This is a genomic window from Methylobacterium sp. Leaf123, from assembly GCF_001423405.1.
Classification (GTDB): Bacteria; Pseudomonadota; Alphaproteobacteria; order Rhizobiales; family Beijerinckiaceae; genus Methylobacterium.
Map to the genome: position 1 here is coordinate 307,609 of NZ_LMNS01000001.1, position 24,101 is coordinate 331,709.

At 68.4% G+C, this 24,101-nt stretch carries 26 protein-coding genes; 16 read left to right on the forward strand and 10 right to left on the reverse strand.

Annotated features, from left to right (window positions below; genetic code table 11):
- Positions 1-140: 140 nt before the first annotated feature.
- The 5 genes from nfi to ASF53_RS01220 all read right to left on the reverse strand — a co-directional run bounded on the left by nfi (position 141) and on the right by ASF53_RS01220 (position 4,074).
- Positions 141-803 (reverse strand): deoxyribonuclease V, encoded by a 663-nt coding sequence (gene nfi, locus ASF53_RS01200; RefSeq protein WP_056192553.1) that lies wholly within the window; start codon positions 801-803, stop codon positions 141-143.
- Between the two features lie 13 nt (positions 804-816).
- A complete protein-coding gene (ychF, locus tag ASF53_RS01205) occupies positions 817-1,914 on the reverse strand; it encodes a redox-regulated ATPase YchF (RefSeq protein ID WP_056192556.1) in 1,098 nt (365 codons plus the stop codon).
- A gap of 79 nt (positions 1,915-1,993) precedes the next feature.
- Positions 1,994-2,626, reverse strand: a complete 633-nt coding sequence (gene pth, locus ASF53_RS01210; RefSeq protein WP_056192560.1) for an aminoacyl-tRNA hydrolase — start codon at positions 2,624-2,626, stop codon at positions 1,994-1,996.
- A gap of 101 nt (positions 2,627-2,727) precedes the next feature.
- A complete protein-coding gene (locus ASF53_RS01215; RefSeq protein WP_056192563.1) occupies positions 2,728-3,414 on the reverse strand; it encodes a 50S ribosomal protein L25/general stress protein Ctc in 687 nt (228 codons plus the stop codon).
- 177 nt (positions 3,415-3,591) lie between these two features.
- On the reverse strand, positions 3,592-4,074 hold the full coding sequence (locus ASF53_RS01220; protein WP_056192567.1) for a pilus assembly protein N-terminal domain-containing protein: 483 nt from the start codon (positions 4,072-4,074) through the stop codon (positions 3,592-3,594).
- 351 nt (positions 4,075-4,425) lie between these two features.
- On the opposite strand from ASF53_RS01220, the gene ASF53_RS01225 reads away from it, so the two are divergent.
- The 12 genes from ASF53_RS01225 (at position 4,426) to ASF53_RS01280 (ending at position 16,391) form a co-directional block, all read left to right on the forward strand.
- A complete protein-coding gene (locus tag ASF53_RS01225) occupies positions 4,426-4,632 on the forward strand; it encodes a Flp family type IVb pilin (protein WP_200943148.1) in 207 nt (68 codons plus the stop codon).
- A gap of 241 nt (positions 4,633-4,873) precedes the next feature.
- On the forward strand, positions 4,874-5,383 hold the full coding sequence (locus ASF53_RS01230; protein ID WP_056192570.1) for an A24 family peptidase: 510 nt from the start codon (positions 4,874-4,876) through the stop codon (positions 5,381-5,383).
- A gap of 193 nt (positions 5,384-5,576) precedes the next feature.
- Complete coding sequence (cpaB, locus tag ASF53_RS01235; protein WP_056192573.1) at positions 5,577-6,362, forward strand: Flp pilus assembly protein CpaB; 786 nt, start codon at positions 5,577-5,579, stop codon at positions 6,360-6,362.
- Positions 6,363-6,373: 11 nt separating this feature from the next.
- On the forward strand, positions 6,374-7,882 hold the full coding sequence (locus tag ASF53_RS01240) for a type II and III secretion system protein family protein (protein ID WP_056192576.1): 1,509 nt from the start codon (positions 6,374-6,376) through the stop codon (positions 7,880-7,882).
- A 25-nt stretch (positions 7,883-7,907) separates the two neighbouring features.
- Complete coding sequence (locus tag ASF53_RS01245; protein ID WP_056192578.1) at positions 7,908-8,654, forward strand: CpaD family pilus assembly protein; 747 nt, start codon at positions 7,908-7,910, stop codon at positions 8,652-8,654.
- An 85-nt stretch (positions 8,655-8,739) separates the two neighbouring features.
- Positions 8,740-9,984 carry a CpaE/TadZ family protein gene (locus ASF53_RS01250; protein ID WP_056192581.1) on the forward strand — a complete coding sequence of 415 codons (1,245 nt, stop codon included), beginning with the start codon at positions 8,740-8,742 and terminating at the stop codon, positions 9,982-9,984.
- A 47-nt stretch (positions 9,985-10,031) separates the two neighbouring features.
- On the forward strand, positions 10,032-11,480 hold the full coding sequence (locus ASF53_RS01255; RefSeq protein WP_056192584.1) for a TadA family conjugal transfer-associated ATPase: 1,449 nt from the start codon (positions 10,032-10,034) through the stop codon (positions 11,478-11,480).
- Positions 11,477-12,448, forward strand: coding sequence for a type II secretion system F family protein (locus tag ASF53_RS01260; RefSeq protein ID WP_056192586.1), 972 nt, complete (start codon positions 11,477-11,479; stop codon positions 12,446-12,448). The genes ASF53_RS01255 and ASF53_RS01260 overlap by 4 nt, the downstream gene beginning before the upstream one ends.
- A gap of 72 nt (positions 12,449-12,520) precedes the next feature.
- Positions 12,521-13,492 (forward strand): type II secretion system F family protein, encoded by a 972-nt coding sequence (locus ASF53_RS01265; protein WP_056192590.1) that lies wholly within the window; start codon positions 12,521-12,523, stop codon positions 13,490-13,492.
- A gap of 100 nt (positions 13,493-13,592) precedes the next feature.
- Entirely contained in the window at positions 13,593-14,591 is a 999-nt protein-coding gene (locus ASF53_RS01270; protein WP_056192593.1) for a MaoC family dehydratase, read from the forward strand.
- Positions 14,588-15,850, forward strand: a complete 1,263-nt coding sequence (locus tag ASF53_RS01275) for an MFS transporter (RefSeq protein WP_056193815.1) — start codon at positions 14,588-14,590, stop codon at positions 15,848-15,850. The genes ASF53_RS01270 and ASF53_RS01275 overlap by 4 nt, the downstream gene beginning before the upstream one ends.
- Positions 15,851-15,965: 115 nt before the next feature.
- Positions 15,966-16,391, forward strand: coding sequence for an organic hydroperoxide resistance protein (locus ASF53_RS01280; protein WP_056192596.1), 426 nt, complete (start codon positions 15,966-15,968; stop codon positions 16,389-16,391).
- Positions 16,392-16,446: 55 nt separating this feature from the next.
- Here the strand turns inward: ASF53_RS01280 and ASF53_RS01285 are convergent, their stop codons facing one another.
- Entirely contained in the window at positions 16,447-17,010 is a 564-nt protein-coding gene (locus ASF53_RS01285; protein ID WP_156635317.1) for a CoA-binding protein, read from the reverse strand.
- 43 nt (positions 17,011-17,053) lie between these two features.
- Between ASF53_RS01285 and ASF53_RS01290 the strand changes: the two genes are divergently transcribed.
- Complete coding sequence (locus ASF53_RS01290) at positions 17,054-17,485, forward strand: PaaI family thioesterase (RefSeq protein ID WP_056192602.1); 432 nt, start codon at positions 17,054-17,056, stop codon at positions 17,483-17,485.
- Between the two features lie 53 nt (positions 17,486-17,538).
- On the opposite strand, the gene ASF53_RS01295 is transcribed toward ASF53_RS01290, so the two are convergent.
- On the reverse strand, positions 17,539-18,858 hold the full coding sequence (locus ASF53_RS01295; protein ID WP_056192605.1) for an MFS transporter: 1,320 nt from the start codon (positions 18,856-18,858) through the stop codon (positions 17,539-17,541).
- Positions 18,859-19,215: 357 nt separating this feature from the next.
- On the opposite strand from ASF53_RS01295, the gene ASF53_RS01300 reads away from it, so the two are divergent.
- Complete coding sequence (locus tag ASF53_RS01300; RefSeq protein ID WP_056192608.1) at positions 19,216-20,742, forward strand: sensor domain-containing diguanylate cyclase; 1,527 nt, start codon at positions 19,216-19,218, stop codon at positions 20,740-20,742.
- Between the two features lie 87 nt (positions 20,743-20,829).
- Here the strand turns inward: ASF53_RS01300 and ASF53_RS01305 are convergent, their stop codons facing one another.
- From ASF53_RS01305 to ASF53_RS01315, 3 genes are all read right to left on the reverse strand, one after another.
- On the reverse strand, positions 20,830-21,246 hold the full coding sequence (locus tag ASF53_RS01305) for a BA14K family protein (protein ID WP_056192611.1): 417 nt from the start codon (positions 21,244-21,246) through the stop codon (positions 20,830-20,832).
- A 140-nt stretch (positions 21,247-21,386) separates the two neighbouring features.
- A complete protein-coding gene (locus ASF53_RS01310; protein ID WP_082482271.1) occupies positions 21,387-22,298 on the reverse strand; it encodes a PhnA-like protein in 912 nt (303 codons plus the stop codon).
- A 47-nt stretch (positions 22,299-22,345) separates the two neighbouring features.
- Entirely contained in the window at positions 22,346-22,678 is a 333-nt protein-coding gene (locus ASF53_RS01315; protein WP_056193820.1) for a CsbD family protein, read from the reverse strand.
- 319 nt (positions 22,679-22,997) lie between these two features.
- Between ASF53_RS01315 and ASF53_RS01320 the strand changes: the two genes are divergently transcribed.
- Together ASF53_RS01320 and ASF53_RS01325 are read left to right on the forward strand one after the other, a co-directional pair.
- Entirely contained in the window at positions 22,998-23,360 is a 363-nt protein-coding gene (locus tag ASF53_RS01320; protein WP_056192614.1) for a ComEA family DNA-binding protein, read from the forward strand.
- Between the two features lie 95 nt (positions 23,361-23,455).
- Positions 23,456-24,085, forward strand: coding sequence for a ribonuclease D (locus ASF53_RS01325; protein WP_056192617.1), 630 nt, complete (start codon positions 23,456-23,458; stop codon positions 24,083-24,085).
- Positions 24,086-24,101: the final 16 nt, after the last annotated feature.

Below are 24,101 nucleotides of genomic sequence, written 5' to 3' on the forward strand. Positions count from 1 at the left end.
TGCCCCCGGTGAATCGGTGCCATGGGATCGACCGTTCCGGCGTGCTTCGAGGCCGAGCGGGTGCTCGGCACCTCAGCATGAGGCCCGTTGTGATTGCCAGAACAGGTCGCTCCCGATGACGACGAGGAGCAACGCGCCGATCAGAAGTCGCCGGCCGCCTTGTGCGCGAGGCGGATCGGCTCCGGCAGGCGGTATTTCGGCGAGCAGGCCAGGACGAGTTCGACGGCGCTCGGGATGTCGGCGCGATGGCCCGGCGAGATGAAGAGCGGAAGTGTGGCGGTGCGCGTGCGGACAACGGCGCCGATGGTCTCGCCCCGATCGATCAGGGGGACGTGCGCGCCCTTCTCTTCGGAGAGGGGCGCATTGGTGCCGACGAGCCGTGTCTTGCCGACGCCGATGGTCGGGCGCTCCAACCACAGGCCGAGATGGCTGGCGATGCCGATGCGGCGCGGATGGGCGATGCCCATGCCGTCGAACAGGAACACGTCCGGCTCCGCGCGCAGGCGCCCGAAGGCTTCCTCCAGCACCGGTCCTTCGCGAAAGCTCAGCAGGCCGGGGATGTAGGGGAACGGCGTCGGCCGCTCGGCGAAGGCGCTCTCGACGAGGAGAAAGCCCGGAAAGGTCACGACGACGATGGCGGCGCGGGAGCGCTCGTTCTTCACGCTGACATCGACGCCGGCCACCAGCCGCACCGCGCCGAGATCGATGGCTTGGTCGGCCACGATCTCGCTGCGGAGCCGGCGCTGGAGCGCGACGGCCTCGGCCGGCGTCAGGTCCCAGGCATGGCGCGGGTGAAGCTCCATGCCGGGCCTCCCGTCAGTTGGCGAAGCGGAAATGCAGCACGTCGCCGTCCTGCACCACGTATTCCTTGCCCTCCAGCCGCAGCTTGCCGGCATCGCGCGCACCGGACTCGCCGTTCAGCGCGGTGTAATCCTTGAAGGCGATGGTCTCGGCGCGGATGAAGCCCTTCTCGAAGTCGGTGTGGATCACGCCCGCCGCCGCCGGGGCGCGGGTGCCCTTCGTGATCGTCCAGGCACGGGCCTCCTTCGGGCCGACCGTAAAGTAGGTGACGAGGCCGAGCAGATCGTAACCGGCGCGGATCACCCGGTTCAGGCCGGGCTCAGCCAGCCCGACGGCTTCCAGGAACTCGGCCTGATCCGCTTCGGGCATCACTGCGATCTCGCTCTCGATCTTGGCCGAGACGACGACGGCGACCGCGCCCTCCGCCTTGGCCCGGTCGAACACGGCTTGAGACTTGTCGTTGCCCTTGTCGGCGTCGCCCTCGTCCACATTGCAGACGTAGAGCACGGGCTTGGCCGTCATCAGGCCGAGCTGCTGGAACAGCCGCTCTTCCTCGGCTTTTCGTTCCACGAGCCGGGCCGGTTTGCCCTCGCGCAGGAGCGGCAGGGCGCGGTTGACGAGGTCGAGGAACTCCTTCGCCTCCTTGTCGGCGCCCTTGGCGCGCTTCTCCAGGGCGACGACGCGCTTTTCGAGGCTGTCGAGATCGGCCAGCATCAGCTCGGTCTCGATGGTCTCGATATCGGCGATCGGATCGACCTTGCCCTCGACATGGGTGACGTCACCGTCCTCGAAGCAGCGCACCACATGGGCGATGGCATCGACCTCGCGGATGTTGGCGAGGAACTGGTTGCCCAGACCCTCGCCCTTTGACGCACCGCGCACGAGGCCGGCGATGTCAACGAAGGTCAGCCGCGTCGGGATGATCTCCTTCGAGGAGGCGATCCGGGCCAGATCATCAAGGCGCGGATCGGGCACCGCGACCTCGCCGACATTCGGCTCGATGGTGCAGAACGGATAGTTCGCGGCCTGGGCCGCAGCGGTCTGCGTCAGCGCGTTGAAGAGGGTCGACTTGCCGACGTTCGGCAGGCCGACGATGCCGCATTTGAAGCCCATGGCTGGTCCTAGAAATCCGTTGTGATCGGTCGGGAGCCGCGCCCGGAAGCCCGCTGCATCGGGGTCCGGCGGGCTCGTGTCAATTCGCGTCGCGCGCTTTCGCCTTGCCGGCTTCGGCGGGCGTCTTCACCGTTTCCCAGCCGCGGCCGGCCATGGCGAGATGCACCTTGTTCTGGAAGCTCGCATCCTCGCCCGCCGCGAGCAGCGGCGCGTGGTCGGCGATGGCGCGGCAGAGATCTTCGACCCAGGCCTCCTCCGACTTGGCGAAGTCGTTGAGGACGTAGGCGTGTACCAGCGCCTTGTCGCCGGGATGCCCGATGCCGAGCCGGACGCGGCGGTAATCGTTGCCGCAGAGCGCCGTGATCGAGCGCAGGCCGTTATGCCCGGCATTGCCGCCGCCGAGCTTCACCCGCAGCTTGGCCGGCGCAAGGTCGAGTTCGTCATGCAGCACGATCACGTCGGCGAGCGGGATCTTGAAGAAGCGCTGCGCCTCGCCGACCGAGCGGCCGGATTCATTCATGAAGGTCTGGGGCTTGAGCAGGATGGCGCGCTCGGAGCCGAGCATCACCTCCGCCGCCTCGCCCTGAAAGCGACGACGGAAGGGGGCCGCCCGGTGGACGCGGGCGATCTCGTCCACGGCCATGAAGCCGATGTTGTGGCGGTTGCGCGCATAGCGCGCGCCGGGATTTCCCAATCCGACGATGAGCCGCATGTGCGCTCCCGATCCATGCCCCGACAAATGCAAATGCCCCGGCCGAGCGGCCGGGGCATCGCGTGTTTCGCAGGGCGGGCGCGCGCGGCGCCCGCTGCGGCTTACGCGTTGCTGTCGTTCTTCTGGTTGGTGGCCTCGGCCTCGGCGTCCGCCTTCTCATCGGCGGATTCAGCGGACTGGGCCTCGGCGATCGCGGCTTCCTCGGCCTCGACCTCGGCGCCGAGCACCGTCGGCGGCAGGAGGTTGGCGACCGTGTCGGTCGGCTCACCGGTATAGCTGCCGGCCGGCAGGCGCAGGTCGGAGGCGTGGATCACGTCGCCGATCTCGCGGCCGGTGAGGTCGACCTCGATCGCGTCGGGGATCTGGTCGGGCGCGACCTCAAGGGATACCGTGTGCAGCGCGATGTTGAGCGTGCCGCCCTTCTGCTTGATGCCCGGTGCCTGATCCTCGTTCACGAAGTGGACGGGGACATCGACCGTGACGGTCTGGCCGGCGACGACGCGCAGGAAGTCGACATGCAGCGGAACGCCGCTGACCGGGTCGAGCTGGTAGTCGCGCGGGATCGCGCGGGTCTTCTTGCCGCCGGCATCGATCTCGAACACGGTGGTCTTGAAGCCGCCGGCGTAGATCAGGGTGCGGGCGCGGATGAGGTCGATGGCGATGGCCTGCGGGGCCTGGTTGCCGCCGTAGATGACGGCGGGAATCTGGCCCTGGCGACGAACGGCCCGGGCGGCCCCCTTGCCGACCCGGTCGCGTGCCACGGCCTCAAGCGTCTTGGTGGCGCTCATGGCGTGATCCTTTTGAAAAATATGGAGCCGGACCAACGACAAAGGCCGCCCGAAGCGGACGGCCCGACCGTTCCCCAGCGCGCCCGTGCCTCCAAGGGTGTCTCAAGGGCGCGGGCGGGACCTACACGCAAAGCGCCTCCGTGGCAACGGCGGGAGGCTGGCTTGAAGGAGCGGCGGCTACCGGTTCTGGGTTGCCATGGTGCGGCGCTGCTCGGCCTGTTTGCTGGTGTCGTCGAAGTACTTGGCGGCGTCGCCGAGTTGCACCGAGGGCTGGCAGTTCGGGGTGCAGGAATAGGATTCCCGATCCAGGCCCCGCTGCACGGTGATGATCGACGCCTGCGGCGCCTGCACGCTGATGGTCGATTCGGCGAGCATCGCCCCCTTACCGTCGAGGGCGATCAGGTTGGTGCTGCCGAAGCTCTTGCCCGTCAGCACCACGACGCCGTTCTTCTGGAGAGTGATGTCGGCGATCATCGGATTGCCCACCACGACGGTCTGCGTCTTCTCCGGCAGGCGGATCACCTTCGCGTTGTCGACCTGCACCGAGACGGTGTCCTGCGGCACCGGCTCGTTTGCGCGGGCGGGCGCTGCGAGCGCGAGCAGCACCAGGGCGGCTGGGCCGGCGCGGAGCGGGAGGCGGTGAGGGCGCAGGCGGGGCATTAAGGGTCGGTCCGATCGCGCGTAGGGCAGCGCTCTCCGCCGAGGGCTGTGCCGAGGCCGTGGCACGAATCCGGAGCGGAGGCGTCTCTCGTCGCGTGAACGGAACAGGAAACTGATGAAGGAAGCGCTAACCTTGTTCGGAAACCCAGCGCTCACGAGGCTCGACCGGCGTCGCCGAACCATTCGATCGATCGTCGAAACGCATCATTAACTGCCGCCGGCAAACACCCGGCTACTGGCTTGGTTAGGAGGTCGATTTAACCCAAATGCAACGCGTCGGGATTACCACTCGACCTGTCGCCGATCGGGGCCTCTGCAGACTTCCGACGGACGCCCATCCGATCTAATCAAATGGAGATCATCGTGAAGAACATCGCCAAGCGCTTCATCTCTGACGAGTCCGGCGCGACTGCTATCGAATACGGCATGGTCGCTGCCATGATCGGCATCGCGATCGTCGGCATTTTCGCGAGCTTCAAGACGAACCTGACGACCGCCTTCACGACGCTCGGCACTGGCCTCAATACGCAGACCACGAAGCTCGGCACCGCCAACTGATCGTTCGGTCAGGCGACAACGGCTTTCAGGGCGTGACGGATCTCCTTCGTCACGCCCCGCAAGCGCCTGGAGCCGTATCCGACCTGATTGCCTCAGGCCGGAGTCGCTCGGTCGTCGTTTCATCGCACGTTCTCTCGCCGAACCGGCGCCCACTCGTCGGAAAGCGGTCCCGGTTGGCTGGACGCGCTGATGTGGATCTAGACCGGCGGACAGGTGGAGGAGGAACAGTTCCGTGTTGAGCATGGCCGCCTATCTCCTTCTGTGCATCGTCTTTCCATTTCTCATGGCCTACGCCGCCGCCAGCGATCTGCTGACGATGCGGATTTCCAATCGCGTGACCGGTCTCGTCTTCGCAGCGTTCGTGCTCTACGCAGCGGTGTCCGGCATGGCGTGGACCGATCTGTCCCGGCACCTCGCGGCCGGTGCCCTAACGCTCGTCATCACCTTCGCCCTGTTCGCCCGGGGTTGGATCGGCGGCGGCGATGCCAAGCTCGCTGCGAGCACCGCGCTCTGGATCGGCCTTGCGAATCTTCCGGAATATCTGATCCTGGCCTCGATCCTGGGTGCGCCCCTGACATTGTCGATCGTGTCGGCCCGCAAGTATCCGCTGCCGAAGCTCGCGCTCAAATTTCCCTTTGCCGTTCATCTGCACGACACGAAGACCGGGGTTCCCTACGGCATCGCATTGGCCGCTGCCGCGCTCTTGGTGCTGCCGAATTCCGTCGGATTGGATCAGCTCGCCCTGCCGTGATCGAGGACGCCAGATTCGACCGAGCCAGCCGCCAGCAAGGCGGCGATCGCCTTTGACCAGTCCCGGAGCAATCGCCGGTTGGGACACTCCGGCGAGCGCCGTCGTGACGATCGGTTAACCCTAACTTGACGAATCCGAGGCAAGTCTCGGCACCAGACGGCGACGGAGCCGTCGTCACGGTTCCGCGCCTGCCATGAAACCAGCCCGTCTTGCCGTCTTGGGGATCGCACTCGCTGCCGGCTGCGGCGCCGCCCTGTTGATGCAGGGGGAGGAAAAGGCGCCCGAGCCCGCGCCCGTCGCCAAGGTCGAGCCCGTCACGCCGGTTCCGATGAGTGAAATCCTCGTCGCCGCCGCAGAGCTTCCCATGGGGCAGACCCTCAAGCCCGAGGATCTGCGCTGGATGCCCTGGCCGGAACAGGCGGTCTCCCCCGGCTTGATCGAGCGCCGTGCGACGCCGACGGGGTTGGAGGATTCGGTCGGCGCGATCATTCGCACCGGCTTCTCAGCCAACGAGCCGATCCGGCCCGCGCGCTTGGTCAAGGCCAATAGCGGCTTCATGTCGGCGATTCTGCCGCCCGGCATGCGGGCCGTGGCGATCACCACCGATACGCGCGGATCGAGTTCGGCGGGCGGCTTCGTCCTGCCGAACGATCATGTCGACGTCATCAAGACCAGCAACGAGGGCACCGAGCAGTTCGCCGAGACGCTGCTGACCGACGTGCGCGTGCTGGCCGTCGGCCAGATCGTGCAGGAGAAGAACGGCGCCAACGTCGTGACGGCGGAGACGGCCACCCTGGCCCTCACGCCGAGCCAGGCCGAGACCGTCACGCTGGCGCAGAAGGTCGGGCAGCTCTCCCTCGTGCTGCGCAGCATCCAGGATTCCGCCCGGACCGCCGCCCTCTCCGAGGAGGCCGAGATGCCGCCCGAAGGCCCCATGACCGTGGTGCGATTCGGCGTCGCCAAGCAGCAGCGCCGGTGAGGACAGGACCGATGACGACCGCCCCTCGCTTCTGCGGACTTGCCCTTCTCCTGCTCTCCGGCGCCTGCCTTGCATCGGCGATGCTGTCCGGCCCGGCTTCGGCGCAGCCCGGTCTCTCCGGTGCCTCTCCCGTCCTGACGATCGGGCCCAACGAGGCCGCGGTGTCCCGGCGGGTGGAGCTGAGCAAGGGCCGCTCGCTGATCATCGATTTGCCGCGCGACGCCAAGGAGGTGTTCGTGGCCAATCCGGCGGTCGCGAACGCGGTCGTCCGCTCCAGCCGCAAGCTCTTCCTGATCGGCATCGACAACGGTGCGACCTCGATCTTCGTGATGGACGGGGAGGGACGCCAGATCGCGGCGCTCGACGTCACCATCGCCCGCGACATCAACGTCCTGCGGCAGTCGCTGCAACAGAGCCTTCCCGGCGGCCGGTTCGATGTGAAGGCGGTCGGGGATTCGCTCGTCCTCTCCGGCAGCGTGAACTCGGCCTCGGAGGCGCAGCAGGCGGTCGACATCGCCAACGCCTTCGTCGGCATCGCGGCCGGCGGCGGTGTCGCGACCCGCGGCGCCGTCATCAACAACCTGACGATCCGCAACAAGGATCAGGTGATGATCCGCGTCACCGTGGTCGAGGTGGCGCGCACCGTTCTGAAGCAGTTCGGTATCAGCACGAGCGGCAACTGGTCGGCACTGAACCCGCTGGGGGGCAACCTCTTCACGAACAGCACCGGCTTTCCGTTGACCGGCTCACGGAGCCCGGATGCCAATGCTCTGACGGCATCCGTCCAGACCGGAGGATTTTCCTTCAAGGCCACCTTGCGCGCCTTCGAGCAGGCCGGCGTGTCCCGCATCCTGGCCGAGCCGACGCTGACCGCGATTTCCGGCGAGTCGGCGAAATTCACGGCCGGCGGCGAAATCCCGGTGCCGCTGAGCTGTTCGGCGGCCTCGACCGTCTCGATCGGCACGTCGGTCAACCAGGGCTGCGTCGTCGCGCTGACCTACAAGCCCTACGGCGTGAGCCTGTCGTTCACCCCAATCGTCATGGCCGAGAATCGCATTTCGGTCCGGATCGCCACCGACGTGGTCGATCTCGATCCCCAGAACAGCTTCACCTACTACCTCAACGACCGACCCACGCCCGTTCCGGGCACGACGAAGCGCAGCTCCGAGACCACGGTCGAGCTCGCCTCCGGCGCGACCATGATGACCGCCGGCCTGATCCAGCAGAAGAACCGCGCGGCGATCTCCGGTCTGCCGGGGCTGATGAACCTGCCGATCCTTGGCGCCCTGTTCCGCTCCCGCGACTACCAGCGGGACGAGACCGAGCTGATGATCATGGTCACCCCCTACATCGCGCAGCCGATGGAGGCGAAGCAGGTCCAGCGGCCGGATGATGGTTTCGTCGATGCGCCGGACGGGCAGGCGGTGCTGCTCGGACGCCTGAACAAGATCTACGGCACGGTCGGCGGCGGCACCCTCGGGCCGGCCTATCGCGGCCGGGTCGGCTTCATCGCCGACTGACCCCGACCATCAGGATCGAATCACGATGTCCTCCCCCGTCCGCCCCCCCGTCCCCCGCGCCTGGCCAGTCGCCGCCGCCGTGCTTCTTGCCGCCGGGCTCGGCGCCTGCCGCGCGGATCGGGTCGCGACCACCGGCTCGACCTATCCGATCGACGTGCGCACCCGCCACCCGATCGTGCTCGCCGATGCCGACCGCACCCTCGATGTGTTTCCCACCGGAATCGGCCATATCGACCCGCGCCAACGCGCCGATATCGAGGCCTTCCTCGTCGAATACCGGCGCTACGGCCGCGGCATCCTCCTGATCGAGCTGCCGCGCGGTGTATCGCCGGCTTTGGCCGGGCCCGTCGAGCGCACCGGCGCGTCGATCCGGCGCCTCGCGGCGGAGATGGGCGTGCCGGCCGGCGGCGTCCGGGTGGCCGCCTATCCGATCGCCAACCCCACCTTGGCCTCGCCCCTGCGCCTGACCTTCCAGCGCATGCAGGCCAAGGTCGCCGACAAGTGCGGACTCTGGCCGCGCGACCTCGGCGCCAGCGACCTGCGGTCCAACTGGTCGAACGAGCCGACATGGAATCTCGGCTGCGCGATGCAGTCCAACGTCGCCGCTCAGGTCGCCGATCCGATCGATCTCGTGCGCGGCCGGCCCGAGGGCCGTCTCGACACGGTCCAGCGGACCAGGGATCTCGGCCAGCTCCGCGAGGGCAAGGATCCGTCAACGCAATGGCGTCAGGATGGGCAGACCAAGGTCAGCAGCGAAGTGAAGAGCCAGTAGTCTCGCCGGCCCCTCGCGCGTCTCCTCGAACCCCTGTCGATCACCGGCCGCGCCCACTCGGAATAAGAACCGGAAACCACGCACCATGCCGGACCCATACGAGGCCTCAGAGCGCACGATCGCCCCGGTGCCGCGGATCACGATCCAGGCTTTCTGCGAGACGCCGGAGACGGCTGCGATGATCGAGGGCATCGCCGCCGAACGCCGGATGCAGAAGGCTCACGTCAAGGTGCAGATGGGCGGCGGGGCCGCGGCCCTGGAGGCTTACCGGCACGCGCCCACGCCCAACGTGATCGTGCTCGAATTCCTGAACCTCAAGTCCCGCCCCCTCGAATGCCTCGACCAGCTCGCCGAGGTCTGCGACGAGGGCACGAAGGTGCTGGTGATCGGCCACGTCAACGACGTGTTGCTCTATCGGCAGTTCATCCAGCGGGGGGTGAGCGAGTACCTGATGGCGCCGGTCGAGCCGGTCGCGATGATCGCCGCGGTCTCCGATCTGTTCGCGGCGCCGGGCGCGAAGCCGGTGGGGCGCACCATCGCTGTCTATGGCGCAAGGGGCGGTGTCGGCAGTTCGACGGTGGCCCAGAACCTCGCCTGGACGGTGGCCCGCGAGCACGGCACCGCGACGGTGATCGCCGATCTCGACGTCGCCTTCGGCACGGCGAGCCTCAACTTCAACCAGGATCCGCCCCAGGGCATCGCCGAGGCGGTGTTCGCGCCCGAGCGTCTTGACGCCAACCTGCTCGATCGCCTGCTCTCGAAATGCGCGGACAACCTGAGCCTGCTCTCGGCGCCCGCCACCCTCGACCGCACCGTCGATCTGACCGAGCCCGCCTTCGATGCGCTCACCGACCTGCTGCGGGCGGCGGTGCCCTGCATCGTCCTCGACGTGCCGCATCAATGGTCGGCCTGGACCCGCCGCGTGCTGATCAGCGCCGACGAGATCCTGATCGTCGCACCGCCGGACCTGGCGGGACTGCGCAACGTCAAGAACCTGCTGGCCCTGCTGCATCAGCAGCGGCCCAACGATGCGCGGGCGCGGGTCGTCCTCAACGGCGTCGGCGTGCCCAAACGGCCCGAGATCGCGGCGGCCGAGTTCTCCAAGGCGCTCGACATCCCGCTCCAGGCGGTCATTCCCTTCGATCCGGCCCTGTTCGGCACCGCCGCCAATAACGGCCAGATGATCGCCGAGGTCCAGGCCGGCTCCAAGCCGGCCGAAATCTTCTCCGACCTCGCCGCGGCCGTGACCGGCCGGGCCGAGATCCGCCGGGCCCGGGCCAACCTCCTGGAACCGCTGCTCGCCCGTCTGACCCGCAAGAAGGCGTCCTGACGGTGTCCTGCGCTCTTTTCTCTCAAGACTGCTGAAGGCGCGGCGCCATGTTCGGTCGACGCTCCAATACCGCCGCGGCGCCTGCCCCGGCCGCGCCTGCACCCGGACCGGCGAACGTCACCCCGCCGGTCCTGCAGCAGGAGGCCGTGCGCGCGCGTCCCGCGTCGCCGAGCACGCCGGTGCCGCAGGCGCAGCAGCCGAAATCCGAGGATTACTTCCGCACGAAGAGCATGATCTTCGGCGCGCTGATCGAGGCCATTGACCTCGCCCAGCTCGCACGGCTCGAAGGCGAGGCGGCGCGCGAGGAAATCCGCGACATCGTCTCCGAGATCATCGGTCTCAAGAACATCGTGCTGTCGATCGCCGAGCAGGAGGAGCTGCTCGACGACATCTGCAACGACGTGCTCGGCTATGGGCCGCTGGAACCCCTGCTCGCCCGCGACGACATCGCCGACGTGATGGTCAACGGCGCCGACCGGACCTTCATCGAGGTCGCCGGCAAGATTCAGCTCACCTCCGTGCGCTTCCGCGACAACCAGCAATTGATGAACATCTGCCAGCGGATCGTCAGCCAGGTCGGCCGCCGCGTGGACGAGTCTTCGCCGATCTGCGACGCGCGCCTGCCCGACGGCTCGCGCGTCAACGTCATCGCTCCGCCGCTCGCCATCGACGGGCCGGCGCTGACCATCCGTAAGTTCAAGAAGGACAAGCTCACCCTCGACCAGCTCGTGCGCTTCGGGGCGATCTCGCCGGAGGGCGCGAAGATCCTGCAGATCATCGGCAAGGTCCGCTGCAACGTGGTGATCTCGGGCGGTACCGGCTCGGGCAAGACGACCCTGCTCAACTGCCTCACCGCCTTCATCGAGGAGGACGAGCGCGTCATCACCTGCGAGGACGCGGCCGAGCTTCAGCTCCAGCAGCCCCACGTGGTGCGGTTGGAGACCCGGCCTCCGAATCTCGAGGGCCAGGGGCAGGTCACCATGCGCGACCTCGTCAAGAACTGCCTGCGTATGCGGCCCGAACGCATCATCGTCGGCGAGGTGCGCGGACCGGAAGCCTTCGATCTGCTGCAGGCGATGAACACCGGCCATGACGGCTCGATGGGCACGCTGCACGCCAACTCCCCGCGCGAATGCCTCGCGCGTATCGAATCGATGATCACGATGGGCGGCTTCTCGCTGCCCTCGCGCACGCTGCGCGAGATGATCACCGGCTCGATCGACGTGATCATCCAGGCCATGCGCATGCGCGACGGCTCCCGGCGCATCACCCACATCACCGAAGTGATGGGGATGGAGGGTGAGGTCATCATCACCCAGGATCTGTTCGTCTACGATGTGCTCGGCGAGGACGCGAATGGGCGCCTGATCGGCCGCCACCGCTCCACTGGGATCGGCCGCCCGCGCTTCTGGGAACGGGCGCGTTACTACGGCGAGGAGCGGGCGCTGGCTGCCGCGCTCGACGCCGCCGTGGCCGATGCGGAGGCGGCCTCGTGAGCGCGCTCAACGCCCCTCTGGCCGCCGGGCTCGTGGCGGTGGCCGCCGGATCGCTCGCCTACGTGTTCCTGCTGCCCACCCTGTCAGGCGAGCGGCGGGCCGAGCAGCGTCGCAAGGCGCTGGGTCAGCCGCAGGCCGTGCTCGCGGAGCGCGGTGCGGCCGCCAGCCGCCGCGAGCAGGTCGCCAAGAGCCTCAAGGAGCTGGAAGCCAAGAAGGACAAGACCAAGGTCACCCTCGAACTGCGCATCGCCCGCGCCGGCCTCGATTGGAGCCGACAGAAGTATCAGGTCGTCTCGGCGATCACCGCCGTCGTCCTCGCGCTGGCCGCTTTCTTCGTCTCGCACAATGTCATCGTCACCGTGCTCGCGCTGTTCGTGGGCGGGTTCGGCCTACCCGCCTGGATGCTCAAGCGGCGGCAGAAGCGGCGGGTCGCGGCCTTCATCGAGGAATTGCCCAACGCCATGGATGTGGTGGTGCGCGGTCTGCGCTCCGGCATTCCCCTGGGGGATTGTCTGCGCCTGATCGCACGCGAGGCGAAGGAGCCTCTGCGCAGCGAGTTCCGGTTGACGATGGAGGCCCAGGCCCTCGGCCTGTCGATGTCCGACGCGCTCCTGCGCATGTATGAGCGCGTGCCCGTCACCGAAGTGAACTTCTTCTCCATCGTGATCGGCATTCAGCAGAAGGCCGGCGGCAACCTCTCGGAGGCGCTCGGAAACCTGTCACGGGTGCTGCGCGAGCGCAGGAAGATGGCCGGCAAGATCCAGGCGATGAGCATGGAGGCCAAGGCGTCGGCCGCCATCATCGGTGCCCTGCCATTCGTCGTCGGCGGGGGGACGTACCTGTCGAGTCCCGATTACACCGCGCTCCTGTGGACCACCTCGTTCGGCAAGATCGCCCTCGTGATCTCGGGTCTGTGGATGCTGACCGGCATCTTCGTGATGAAGAAGATGATCAATTTCGACATCTGAGCCGCGCGCCGGAAGGCGCCGTGAAGAGGCGGTTCGCGCCGCTCTGTAAGGGACGAACTGGGCCGGACATCGATGCTGGATGACTTCGTCAACACCGCGTTCGCCCCCCGCACCATCGCCGCGGTGCTGGCCGGCATCGCCGCGGCGGCCACGGTCTTCACCCTGGTGCAGCCGCTGCTTGAGGGCGACCAGCTCGCCAAGCGGATGAAGCTTGTCAGCGACGAGCGCGAGCAGATCCGTCAGCGCGAACGCGAGCGGCTCAACAGCCGCAGTACGCTGCGCGTGGAGCCGAAGGCCTACATGAAGCGGGTCGTCGAGCAGTTCAACCTCGGCCGCTGGCTCGGGACGGAGACCGCCAAAGCCAAGCTGGTTCGGGCCGGCTATCGCGGCGCCGGGGCGGAGACCGCCTTTCTCTTCTTCCGCCTCGTGATGCCGATCGCCCTCACGACCGTCGCGCTGTTCTACCTGTTCGTTCTCGAAGTGCTCGACCAGCCGGTCGTCATCCGGCTCGGCCTTGTCTTTGCTGCCGGCTTTCTCGGACTCAAACTGCCGGAAGTGTACCTGTCGAACGTCACCTCCAAGCGGCAGGCGGAGATCCGCCGCGCTTGGCCTGACGCCCTCGACCTGTGCCTGATCTGCGTCGAGTCGGGCATGTCGGTCGAGAATGCCTTCCGGCGGGTCAGCCTGGAAGTCTCAAGCCAGTCGGTCGTCCTCGCCGAGGAGCTGGCACTTCTGACCGCCGAGCTGTCCTTCCTGCCCGAGCGGCGGGTGGCCTATGAGAATCTGGCCCTGCGCACGGGGCTGGAGATCGTCAAATCGCTGACCACGGCGTTGATGCAGGCCGAGCGCTACGGCACGCCGGTGGGGCAGGCCCTGCGTGTGCTGGCGCAGGAGAGCCGGGACTACCGCATGACCGAGGCGGAGAAGAAGGCCGCCGGTCTTCCGCCCAAGCTGACCGTGCCGATGATCCTGTTCTTTCTGCCGGTGCTGTTCGTGGTTCTCCTGACGCCTGCGGGCATCCAGGTCTACGAGGCGATGAAGTAAGCAGCGCCGGGGCCATCGGTCGGCTCAGGCCGATCCCCGGATGCACTCGGCCGTTCGATGCTGTAGCCACGCGCGGATCTCCACCGCGACGCGGCACCCCATGGCTCTGCTTTCCCTCGACGATCTCGCACCCGGCCAGGAATATGCGGCCGGGCCGATCACCGTCAGCCGTGACGAACTCGTCGCCTTCGCTAGGGAATACGACCCGCAGCCCTTCCATCTCGATGAGGCGGCCGCGAAGGAAACCTTCGTCGGCGCCCTGATCGGCTCGGGCTGGCAGACGACGGCGCTCGGCATGCGCCTGTTCGCGCAGGCCCTGATTTCGCATTCCACCTCGATGGGGTCGCCCGGCATCACCGCCCTGCGCTGGCTGAGACCCGTCCTGCCGGGCGATGCCCTGAGCGCGCGGATCCGCGTCGAGGAAGTCCGCCCCTCGTCCTCGAAGCCCGACCGCGGCATGGCGCGGCTCGCGATGACGCTCACGAACGGGCGCGGCGAGGCGGTGATGACCCAGGCCTTCGCGGTGCTGTTCGCGCGTGCCGGCGCCGTGCCCGCCCCGCGCCCAGTCGAACTCTCGACGGAAACGGGCCCCGTGGCGGAGCCGGACGACGCGGTGCCGCTGCCCTATCTCGCTGAGGCCCAACTCGGCGTCACCCGCGATCTCGGCGCCCACCGCTTCGAGGCGGACGACATCATCGCCTTCGCGCGGGCCTATGATCCGCAGGTCTTCCACCTCGATGCGGAGGCCGCGCGAGCCACGCATTTCGGCGCGCTCTGCGCCTCGGGCTGGCAGACGGCGGCGGTCTGGATGAAGCGGCTCAACGCCACCTTCGCCCGCGACATCGCGCTCACCGCCCGCTCCGGCCCGGTGCCGCAGCTCGGCCCCTCGCCGGGCTTCAAGGATCTGAAATGGCTGCGGCCGGTCTATGCCGGCGACACGATCCGCTATGCCAGCACGCTCATCGACCGCCGCGCCTCCCGCACGCGGCCGGGCTGGGGCCTCGCCACCCACCACAACACCGCTGAGAACCAGCGCGGCGAGCCGGTCTTCGAATTCACCGGCACGGTGTTCTGGCAGTGGGAGCCTCCGGCCGCATGAGCGCTCCGTCCGCCCGCCGGATCCTCGTCGCCAGCTTCGTCGGCACCGCGATCGAGTTCTACGACTTCTACATCTACGCCACCGCCGCCGCTTTGGTGATCGGGCCGATCTTCCTTCCCCATGGCGAGCCCGGCGTTCAGACGCTCCAGGCTTTTGCGACCTTCGCCATCGCCTTCCTCGCCCGTCCGATCGGGGCGGCGGCCTTCGGGCATTTCGGTGACCGGATCGGGCGCAAGGCGACTTTGGTCGCCTCGCTGATGATCATGGGGGCGTCCACGGTCCTGATCGGCTGCCTGCCGGGCTATGCCAGCATCGGCTGGTGGGCGCCGGCCTTGCTCTGCCTTTTGCGCTTCGGCCAGGGCGTCGGCTTTGGCGGGGAATGGGGCGGGGCGGCCCTGCTCGCGGTCGAGAACGCGCCGCCGGGGCGCCGCGCGCTCTACGGCATCTTCCCGCAGCTTGGTGCGCCGATCGGGTTCATCGCAGCCAACCTCCTGTTCCTCGGGCTCAGCGTGACGTTGAGCCCGGCGGATTTCGAGGCCTGGGGCTGGCGTCTGCCCTTCCTCGCCTCGGCCGTCCTCGTCGGCGTCGGGCTCTATGTCCGTCTGAAGCTCACCGAAACCCCGGCCTTCCGCGCCGCCCTCGAACAGGCGCCGCCGGAGCGGGTGCCCCTCGCCACGATCTTTTCCGCGCATCGGCGCGCAACGCTGCTCGGCACGCTGGCGATGGTGGCGGCTTACGCCGTCTTCTATCTCTCGACGGTGTTCGCTCTCAGCTACGGCACCGGTACCCTCGGTTACGCGCGCAAAACCTTCCTGCTGTTCGAGTGCGTGGCGATCCTGTTCATGGCGCTGGCGATCCCCCTATCGGGATGGGCGGCCGACCGGTTCGGACGCAAGCCCGTGATGCTCTCAGGCCTCGCCGTCACGGGGGCGCTCGGCGCCGTACTCGGGCCGATGCTCGGCAGCGGCGAGCCGGCCCTGGTGCTCGCCTTCCTCTGCCTCGCGCTGTTCGCCATGGGCTGGATCTTCGGGCCGATGGGTGCGCTGCTGCCCGAGCTGTTCCCGACCCGGGTGCGCTATACCGGCGCCTCCGTGACCTACAATCTCGCCGGCATCGTCGGCGCTTCCGGGGCCCCTTTCGCCGCGCAATGGCTCGCCGAGTCGGGCGGCATCGGCTTCGTCGGGCTCTATCTCGCCGCCGCCGCGGGGATCAGCTTCGCGGCCGTCATCGCCATGCGGGAGACGGGGCGGGACGCCTGACACCGCCGGAAAATGAATTGCGCACAGTTTATATTGCGCGCAATTTAAATCTCGTCTATCCCGCTTCCAAGCCGAACGGAGCCCCCTCCGTTCGCCCTGATCGCGAGGACAGACCATGACCGTCGATGTAAAGTACCGCACCACCGCCTCCGCCACGGGGGGGCGCGATGGCTCCGCCCGCACCGAGGACGGCAGCTTCCAGGTCCAGCTCTCGACCCCGAAGGAACTCGGCGGCGCGGGCGGCCCCGGTGCCAATCCCGAGCAGCTCTTCGCGGCGGGCTATTCCGCCTGCTTCATCGGCGCCCTGAAGGTCGCGGGCGGCCAGCTCAAGCTGAAGGTGCCCGCCGACACCACCGTCACCGCCCAAGTCGGCATCGGTCCGCGCTCCGAGGGCGGCTTCGGCATCACCGCCGACCTCAAGGTCAGCCTGCCGGGCCTCGACCGCGCCGATGCCGAGCGCCTCGTCGAGGCGGCCCACCAGATCTGCCCGTATTCCAACGCGACGCGGGGGAATGTCGATGTTGGTCTGACGGTGGCCTGAGCCTCAGGCCCGTCCGTAAAAGCGCTCTCGGCCCATGGCCGGGGGCGCTCTTGTCTCACGTCCCCTCGATCGTCCGGTTCTGCACGCCGCCCTTGGCCATCACCGGTTTCTTCGCGCTGATGATGCGGGAGTTCACGCCGGTCCAGCCGATCTCGCCGGAGAGCCGGCCATACTCGATCTTCGGGCAGCGGTTCATGATGACCGTGATGCTTGCCGCCTCGGCCCGCGCGGCGGCCGCGTCGTCGCGCACGCCGAGCTGCATCCAGATCACCTTCGGCGGCACCGGCAGCGCCAGCGCTTCATCGACGAGGGGGCCCGCCGCGGCGGAATTGCGGAAGATCTCGACCATGTCGACCGGCCCGGTCAGCTCCGAGAGCCGGGCGATCACCGGCCGGCCGAGCAGGGTCTGGCCCGCCAGCCCCGGATTGACCGGCGTCACCATGTAGCCGCGCTCGGCCAGATACTTGAAGACGATGTAGCTCGGCCGCGCCGGGTTGGCCGAGGCGCCGACCAAGGCGATCGAGCGCGCGTCCTTGAGGACGGCGCGGATCTGCGCATCGGGATAGCGGTCGTGCCGGGTCGCGATACCGTCAGGCGCGTCGTCGATCGTCGGGATCATGCTGCCCTTGTCCGCCATGCGTCGGCGTGCTGCAAGGCGGAGCATGAGCGAGACCGTGATGAACCTGGAGGAGACTGCCGCCTTCCTCGAACGCGACTTCCCGCAGATGAATGCCGGCGGGCGTCACTACCACCTGGAGGCGGTCGGCCCGCTCTCCGCACGGATGCGGCTCGATTATCATGAGCGCCATCTGCGCCCCGGCGGAACGGTGTCCGGCCCCTCGATGATGGCGCTGGCCGATTACGCGCTCTACGCGGCGATCCTCTCGAACATCGGCCCGGTGGCGCTCGCCGTGACGACGAGCCTGAACGTCAACTTCCTGCGACGGCCCGGCCCCGCCGCCCTCGTCGCCGAATGCCGCCTGATGAAGCTCGGGCGACGCCTCGCGGTGGGCGAGGTCGCGATCCAGAGTGTAGGCGAGGAGGCGATCGTTTGCCACGCGACCGGCACATACTCGATCCCGCCGGAACGGTAGACGCGCGCCGTGGACCGCCGTAGCGCGCCCGTTCTCGGAATCGCGGAGAACGCTCACTCGGCCGGCACGGCCCGCGGCGTCGAAGGCGCCTGGGGCGGTGCGTCCGTCGGGCGCGGCTCGTAGCCGAAGGTCTCCGGCATGAACAGCAGGTAGAGCGCGAAGCCGGCCGCCGCGATCGCCGCGAGCACGAGGAAGGCTGCCGAATAGCCCGCGCCGACGATGACGACGCCGGCCAGCGTCGCGCTGAGCGCCGCGCCGAGCCCCTGTGCCGTCGCCACCGCGCCCTGGGCGACGTTGAACCGGCCGGTGCCGCGGGTGAGGTCGGCGACCACGATCGGGAACAGCGCGCCGTAGATGCCGGCCCCGACGCCGTCGAGGCATTGCACGGCCACGAGATAGAACGGGTTGTCCGAGAGGGTGTAGAGCACGCCGCGCAGAGCCAGCACGCCGAAGGCGACGAGGAAGATCGGCTTGCGCCCGAAGCTGTCGGCCTTGGCCCCCACCATGATCGCCATCGGCACCATCACGCATTGCGCAGCGACGATGCAGACCGCGATCAGCGAGGTGGCGTTGTCCTTGCCGACGACCTTGGTGAGCAACTGACCGACCGAGGGCAGCATCGCCGCGTTGGCGAGGTGGAAGGCGGCGCAGAGAAGCGCGAACAGCATGAGGTGGCGGTTGCGCAGCAGCAGGCTCAGGCCCGAGGGCTGCTCGCAGTTCTCCTCTTCGCCGCAATCGAGGCCGCGGGCGAGGTCGTCATCGATCTCCTCGGCCGGCACCATCAGCATCGCGACGATCGAGCCGGCGGCGAGAAGGCCCATGAGCCAGAACACGACGATCGGGCCGAAGACATAGGCCAGGCCGCCCGCCAGCATCGCCGAGACCGCATTGCCGGCATGGTTGAAGCCCTCGTTGCGGCCGATGCGCTTCGCGAACAGCTTCGGGCCGACGATGCCCAGCGTGATGCCGGTGAGCGCGGGCGCGAAGATCGAACCCGCCATGCTGGCGAGCGCCTGCGTGGCGGCCACCAGGGTGAAGTTCGAGATCCAGGGCAGAACGAGACAACTCAAGGTCACGACGACCGCGGCGGCGATAACGACGCTCCGCTTGGCCTTGGTGCGGTCGATCAGGGCGCCCGCGGGCGTCTGCGCGAGCAATCCGGCGATGCCCGCGATCGTCATTACGAGGCCGATCGTTGCCTCGTTCCAGCCCTGGTCGGGCCCGCGCACGGCCAGAAGGTAGATGGCGAGGTAAGGGCCAAGGCCGTCGCGCACGTCGGCGAGGGTGAGGTTGAGAAGGTCGAGCCCGCGCAATGCGCGCCGGGAGGGCTGACGCGAGGCGGGATCGTTCGAGGGAGCGGCGTCGCCACGCATCGGCTAGGTCCCGGGTCGGCGCAAAGCCCCGGACGGCGAAGGTCCGCCGTCGGAAGGGACGTTGCGAAATCAGTGTTCGAGGGGTCGGGCGGCACCAAGGGTATCTTGAGACGACCGCAAGTCCGTTCGACCCCGGCGCTAAAGCCCGCTCGGCCGGATCGTTCCGATTGTTAAGCGTCTTAATCCCGGCATCGCCATCACGAATCCGTGGAATTGGGATGATGGCTGCCGGTCGAGCCAATCCCGGTAACCCCGCTTTAGCCATGGTCGGATCGGGCCTCGGCGTCGGGCCCCGGCGAAAGGTTTGCTTAGAGTGCCGCCCGCAAAAAGGCCGGACGAGTCGTCAGAACGAAGCCGATGCGTATCCCCGAAGGCGAACAGAACCGGACGGAGGGAGGATCGCTGTCGGCGCGGCGGCTTCCCCTAGCTCGGCACGTCCGCTCCGCCCGGAGCTGGATCCTCCTCGGCGTGCTCGCCCCGATCGGCATGCTGGTGCTCTCGGCCATCATGCTGCTCGAGCTGCGCCGGGACGCCTGGGACAAGGCCGAGCAGACCTCGCAGAACCTGCTTCAGGTGATCGAGCGCGACATCGCCCGCAATGTCGAGATCCTCGATCTGTCCCTTCAGGGCGTCGTCGACAACCTCAAGGCGGAGGGCCTTGCGGGGATCAGTCCGTCCTTGCGCCGCATCGCTCTGTTCGATCGCGCCGCCACCGCCCGCGACATGGGGGTCATGCTGGTCGTCGACGAGAACGGCGACAGCACCATCGATGCGAGCTCCAATACGGCCCGCCGGATCAACAATGCCGACCGCACGTACTTCCAGGCCCACAAGATGCAAGCCAATCTCGGCTTGCATATCAGCCGGCCCTTGATCTCGCGTCTGATCAACGAACCGGTGATCGTGCTGAGCCGGCGCATCGACAAGCCGGACGGCCGCTTCGGCGGCGTGGTGCTGGCCAGCCTGAAACTGTCCTATTTCAGCGGGTTGTTCGCCCGGATCGGGCTTGGCCGCGAAGGGGGGATCAACCTCTACCTCCGGGACGGCACCCGCGTGATGCGCTACCCCTTCGCGGAGGGCGACATCGGTGCGAACATCGCCGGTGCCCCGACCTTCCAGAACTTCGTCGCCAAGCGCGACGGCAGCTTCACCGGGACGTCCGTCCGCGACGGCATCGAGCGGTACTATACCTTCACCCAGGTCGGCGACCTGCCGCTCGTCCTCAACGTCGCCCTCGGAACGCGGGAGATCGAGGCGGAGTGGCGGGAGAAGGCCACGATCATCGGCTTGGCGGTTCTCGTGCTGTGCGGATTGACGGTTCTGCTCTCTCTGCTGTTCGGGCGGGAGCTGCGCCGCAGCGCGGCCATGCAGGCCGAACTGGCTCGCCTTGCCCAAACCGATGTTCTGACCGGCCTGCCGAACCGGCGCCGTTTCGAAACCGTCTTCGCGCAAAGCTGGGAGACATCCCGGCGCACGGGCGCACCGCTGGCGCTCATCCTGATCGATGCCGACCATTTCAAGCGCTACAATGATCGCTACGGCCACGCGGTCGGCGATGCCGTGCTCAAGGGGCTTGCAGAGTGCTTGCGGGCCAGCGTGTGCCGGCCAGGCGATCTCGTCGCGCGCATCGGCGGCGAGGAGTTCGCCGTCCTGCTGCCCGGTACGGACCATGACGGCGCGACACGCATCGCCGAGACGATTCACCGGACGGTTGCCGGATTTGCCGTGCCCTCCGCCGGCATCGCTCCGCGAACGGTCACCGTGAGCCTCGGCCTCGCCGTGCATTCCGGCACCGGCACCGCCGAGGATCTCTACCGGCGGGCCGATGCGGCGCTCTACGAGGCCAAGGCGGGCGGGCGGAATCAGACGCGGTTCGCGGCCTGACGCAGCGCTCCAGCCCGCCCGTTTAGGACCGCCTCGACCCGGCCACCCGCGCAGCGACACCGTGCGTGCGCGGGTGAACCGCTGTGCTTACGGGCAGGGGTGGCGGGCGCCGTCGTTACCGAGATAGGTGCCGCTGCGCGCGTCGTAGGAGCGGAAGCGGCGGGCGCAGGCTGCCACGGTCTCCGGATCGGCGCCGCCCTGGACCACGACCGGCGCGGCCTGGGCCTGCGAGTTGGCGATGGCCCCACCGAGGATGGCGCCGGCCGCGAGACCCGCGACGCCCGCGCCGACCGCCGCACCGACGCCCGGACCGCGGCGATAGCCCCGACCGTAGCCGTAGCGGCGATAGCCGCGACCATAGCCGTAGCGGCGGTACTGGACATAGTCGGTCGCGAGATCACCACGGACCAGGGCTTCCACCGGGCTCTGCGGCGCGGGCGCGGCCAGAGCCGGCGAGCCGGCGAGGAGGGCGGTCATGGCGGCGAGGGCGAGGGTCGATTTCATCAGTCTGGAAACTCCTTTGATCGTCGAGCCTTGAGCTCGAAACGGGAGCGCCGGCCGGTTCGAACGGCCGGCGCCCCATCCTGTACAACGTACGAACCCGGTTTCCGCGTCCGGCGGCCTGAAGCCACCGGAGCGACGGCTCAGTCGCGAACGGGCAGGATGGCCGGCTTCGGCGCGGCGAGAAGCCCGCCGAGGAAGGCGGCGATGGCGCCGAGGATCAGCGCGATCGCGGCGTAGAGGGCGCCCTGGGTCGCGACCGATTTGGCGGTCTTGGCCGCCTCTTCCGCCTGCTTCTTGGCGGTGGCGACCGCCTGCTCGTACTGCTTCTGGTAGTCCTGGACCTGCTGGCGCGCCTGATCGACCGGGATGTTCTGCGCCTTGGCGAGCGCCTCGGCGGCGCGGGTCTCGGCCTGCTGCTTGTCGGCGGCGTCACCCGAGAGTAGGGCGCGCACGGCCGAGACGGCGGCATCGCGAGCCGCCTGCGGATCCTGGCCAGCCGCCTGATCCTTCACCCGCTGCTCGATCCGGTCGAGCGGGTTGGAGACCTTGCTCAGCGAGGGAGCGGCGGCCTGCGCCGCGGTCTGGACCGTTCCGCCGACGAGGTTGCCCGCGCCGCCGAGCGCCGAGCCCACGGTGTTGACGGCGCTGCCGACGACGCCGCTGGCGGCGGAGGTCAGCAGGTAGAGGACGACGAGGGTGGTCACGACCCACGAGACGAAGCCGTGCAGCCCGGCAATGCCGCGCAGGGGCTTGCCGGCGAGGCGCCCGGCGATCAAGCCGCCGACGAGCGAGGCGATGACCCCGGAGGCGACGAACCACGCGCCGGCCCCGAGGGAGAAGTTCGATGCGGTCGGGTTCTCGGCCGTGTCGAGGCCGACCGAGGCGAGGCCGGCGGCGACGCCTGCGAGGTTGATGACGACCTGCGTCACCAGCGCGGTCGCGGCGCCCGCGAAGACGGCGCCCCAGGAGACCTGATTGAGGGCGACGGTCTCGTGGGCGAGGCTCCGCGTGCCGTCGATGGGCGAGGGTTGGAAGCCGGATGGGTAAGACACTCTGGTACTCCGAGTCTGGGGCCGTTCGAGGAAGAGGCGGTCAGGCGTCAGTTGCGCCCGCGCACGAGAAGGCCGAGGCCGAAGCCGACGAGGCCGGCGATGACCAGGGAAGTGTGCGGCCACTCGACCGAGCGCTCATGTCCCTCTTGCAGGGAGCGGCGGCCGCGATCGTAGATGTCCTCGGCGGTGTCGTAGGCCTCGTCCGCGGCGTGCCGCGCGGCGTCCTTGGCCTGACCGTAGACGTTCTCCACCCGGCCCGCGGCCTCGCGCAGACGGCCCTCGGCCGAATCGCTATGGGAACCGGCCAGGTCGCCGATCGCGCCCTGCACCTTGCCGCCCAACTCCCGGGCGGCGCCCGTGATCCTGTTCCCATCGACCATGGTCGTCATCCTCGTTCGAAACGTGCCTGGCGCGCCGCCTTTCGGGGACGGACCGTTATTCGGTGCCGGTCGTCAGCTTGACCGGGCAGCGGTGCACGAACGGGTTGCGAACGTGCAGGTTCCGCCGCCACCATGCGGATCCACAGTCACAATCGCGCCATGTCCCCCGCGCCCGGTCTCCTCCTGTTTCCAACGGATACGACCGCGCGAAGTGCCCGAATCGGTGCGCAATCGCGTTCAAGCACGGTTCAACCGGCCCGCCCTACATCTCGAAGAACCGGCGCGGCGCCCCGCCGCCCCGAGATGTCGGGAGATCGACATGCGTTCGTCTCTGCTGCGTACCTTCACCGTTCTGATCGGGCTTGCCGCCGCCCCGGCTTTGGCACAGACGCCGAGCCCAGCGACGCCCCCCACCGCTACGAAGCCCCCGGCCAGCGCCCCCGCCACACCCTCCGCCGCCCCCAAGGCGGATGCGAAGACGGATGCGAAGGCGGAACTCATCGACATCAACTCGGCCAGCGCCGAGGAGCTGAGCCGGCTCAAGGGCATCGGCGAGGCGCGCTCGGCGGCCATCGTCAAGGGCCGCCCCTACCGCGGCAAGGACGAACTGGTCCGTAAGAAGATCGTGCCGGAAGCGGTCTATGCCGGCATCAAGGACCAGATCATCGCCAAACAGAAATAGACTTTCATCTGCCCGTGGATCGGCGGAGCTATCGGGACGGCGCGCGCGGTGCTACGCGCGGGCCGTCCCGCCCTTCGAACACGTTTGAACCCACGATGGCCGCCGTCCCCTCCCGGATCCGCCTCCACCATGGCGACCTGCCGCCCGATTTCGCGCCGGGCGCGGCGATCGCGATCGACACCGAGACGCTGGGGCTCAACCCGCATCGCGACCGGCTCTGCGTCGTGCAGGTGTCTCGCGGCGACGGCAGCGCCGACGTGGTGCAGATCCGGCCCGGCGACCCGAAGCCGGAGCGGCTCATGGCGGTCCTGGCCGATGCGAGCGTCGTCAAGATCTTCCACTTCGCCCGGTTCGATCTCGCGGTGCTGTTCAACGCCTTCGGCGTCATGCCGACGCCGGTCTACTGCACGAAGATCGCCTCGAAGCTCGCCCGCACCTACACCGACCGCCACGGCCTCAAGGACGTGGTGCGCGAACTCGTGGGCGTCGATCTCTCCAAGCAGCAGCAATCGTCCGATTGGGGTGCCGGGAGCTTGAGCCAGGCGCAGATCGATTATGCCGCGTCCGACGTGCTCCACCTGCATGCCGCCCGCGAGCGCCTCGACGCCATGCTGGCCCGCGAGGGCCGCACCGAGATGGCGCAGGCCTGTTTCGATTTCCTGCCGACCCGCTCCAAGCTCGATCTCGCCGGCTGGCCTGAGGTCGACATCTTCGCCCACGCCTGAGACTCGAGGCCGCCCC

Coding starts and splice junctions, on each gene's coding strand:
- ASF53_RS01220 (WP_056192567.1), bottom strand. CDS start 4,074: ATGCCCCGCCTGCGCCCTCACCGCCTCCCGCTCCGCGCCGGCCCAGCC.
- ASF53_RS01255 (WP_056192584.1), top strand. CDS start 10,032: ATGTTCGGTCGACGCTCCAATACCGCCGCGGCGCCTGCCCCGGCCGCG.
- ASF53_RS01300 (WP_056192608.1), top strand. CDS start 19,216: ATGCGTATCCCCGAAGGCGAACAGAACCGGACGGAGGGAGGATCGCTG.
- ASF53_RS01325 (WP_056192617.1), top strand. CDS start 23,456: ATGGCCGCCGTCCCCTCCCGGATCCGCCTCCACCATGGCGACCTGCCG.
- ASF53_RS01275 (WP_056193815.1), top strand. CDS start 14,588: ATGAGCGCTCCGTCCGCCCGCCGGATCCTCGTCGCCAGCTTCGTCGGC.
- ASF53_RS01270 (WP_056192593.1), top strand. CDS start 13,593: ATGGCTCTGCTTTCCCTCGACGATCTCGCACCCGGCCAGGAATATGCG.
- ASF53_RS01250 (WP_056192581.1), top strand. CDS start 8,740: ATGCCGGACCCATACGAGGCCTCAGAGCGCACGATCGCCCCGGTGCCG.
- ASF53_RS01295 (WP_056192605.1), bottom strand. CDS start 18,858: ATGCGTGGCGACGCCGCTCCCTCGAACGATCCCGCCTCGCGTCAGCCC.
- ASF53_RS01285 (WP_156635317.1), bottom strand. CDS start 17,010: ATGATCCCGACGATCGACGACGCGCCTGACGGTATCGCGACCCGGCAC.
- ASF53_RS01315 (WP_056193820.1), bottom strand. CDS start 22,678: ATGGTCGATGGGAACAGGATCACGGGCGCCGCCCGGGAGTTGGGCGGC.
- ASF53_RS01305 (WP_056192611.1), bottom strand. CDS start 21,246: ATGAAATCGACCCTCGCCCTCGCCGCCATGACCGCCCTCCTCGCCGGC.
- ASF53_RS01215 (WP_056192563.1), bottom strand. CDS start 3,414: ATGAGCGCCACCAAGACGCTTGAGGCCGTGGCACGCGACCGGGTCGGC.
- ASF53_RS01290 (WP_056192602.1), top strand. CDS start 17,054: ATGAGCGAGACCGTGATGAACCTGGAGGAGACTGCCGCCTTCCTCGAA.
- ASF53_RS01225 (WP_200943148.1), top strand. CDS start 4,426: ATGGAGATCATCGTGAAGAACATCGCCAAGCGCTTCATCTCTGACGAG.
- ASF53_RS01240 (WP_056192576.1), top strand. CDS start 6,374: ATGACGACCGCCCCTCGCTTCTGCGGACTTGCCCTTCTCCTGCTCTCC.
- ASF53_RS01245 (WP_056192578.1), top strand. CDS start 7,908: ATGTCCTCCCCCGTCCGCCCCCCCGTCCCCCGCGCCTGGCCAGTCGCC.
- nfi (WP_056192553.1), bottom strand. CDS start 803: ATGGAGCTTCACCCGCGCCATGCCTGGGACCTGACGCCGGCCGAGGCC.
- ASF53_RS01230 (WP_056192570.1), top strand. CDS start 4,874: ATGGCCGCCTATCTCCTTCTGTGCATCGTCTTTCCATTTCTCATGGCC.
- ASF53_RS01320 (WP_056192614.1), top strand. CDS start 22,998: ATGCGTTCGTCTCTGCTGCGTACCTTCACCGTTCTGATCGGGCTTGCC.
- pth (WP_056192560.1), bottom strand. CDS start 2,626: ATGCGGCTCATCGTCGGATTGGGAAATCCCGGCGCGCGCTATGCGCGC.
- ychF (WP_056192556.1), bottom strand. CDS start 1,914: ATGGGCTTCAAATGCGGCATCGTCGGCCTGCCGAACGTCGGCAAGTCG.
- cpaB (WP_056192573.1), top strand. CDS start 5,577: ATGAAACCAGCCCGTCTTGCCGTCTTGGGGATCGCACTCGCTGCCGGC.
- ASF53_RS01280 (WP_056192596.1), top strand. CDS start 15,966: ATGACCGTCGATGTAAAGTACCGCACCACCGCCTCCGCCACGGGGGGG.
- ASF53_RS01265 (WP_056192590.1), top strand. CDS start 12,521: ATGCTGGATGACTTCGTCAACACCGCGTTCGCCCCCCGCACCATCGCC.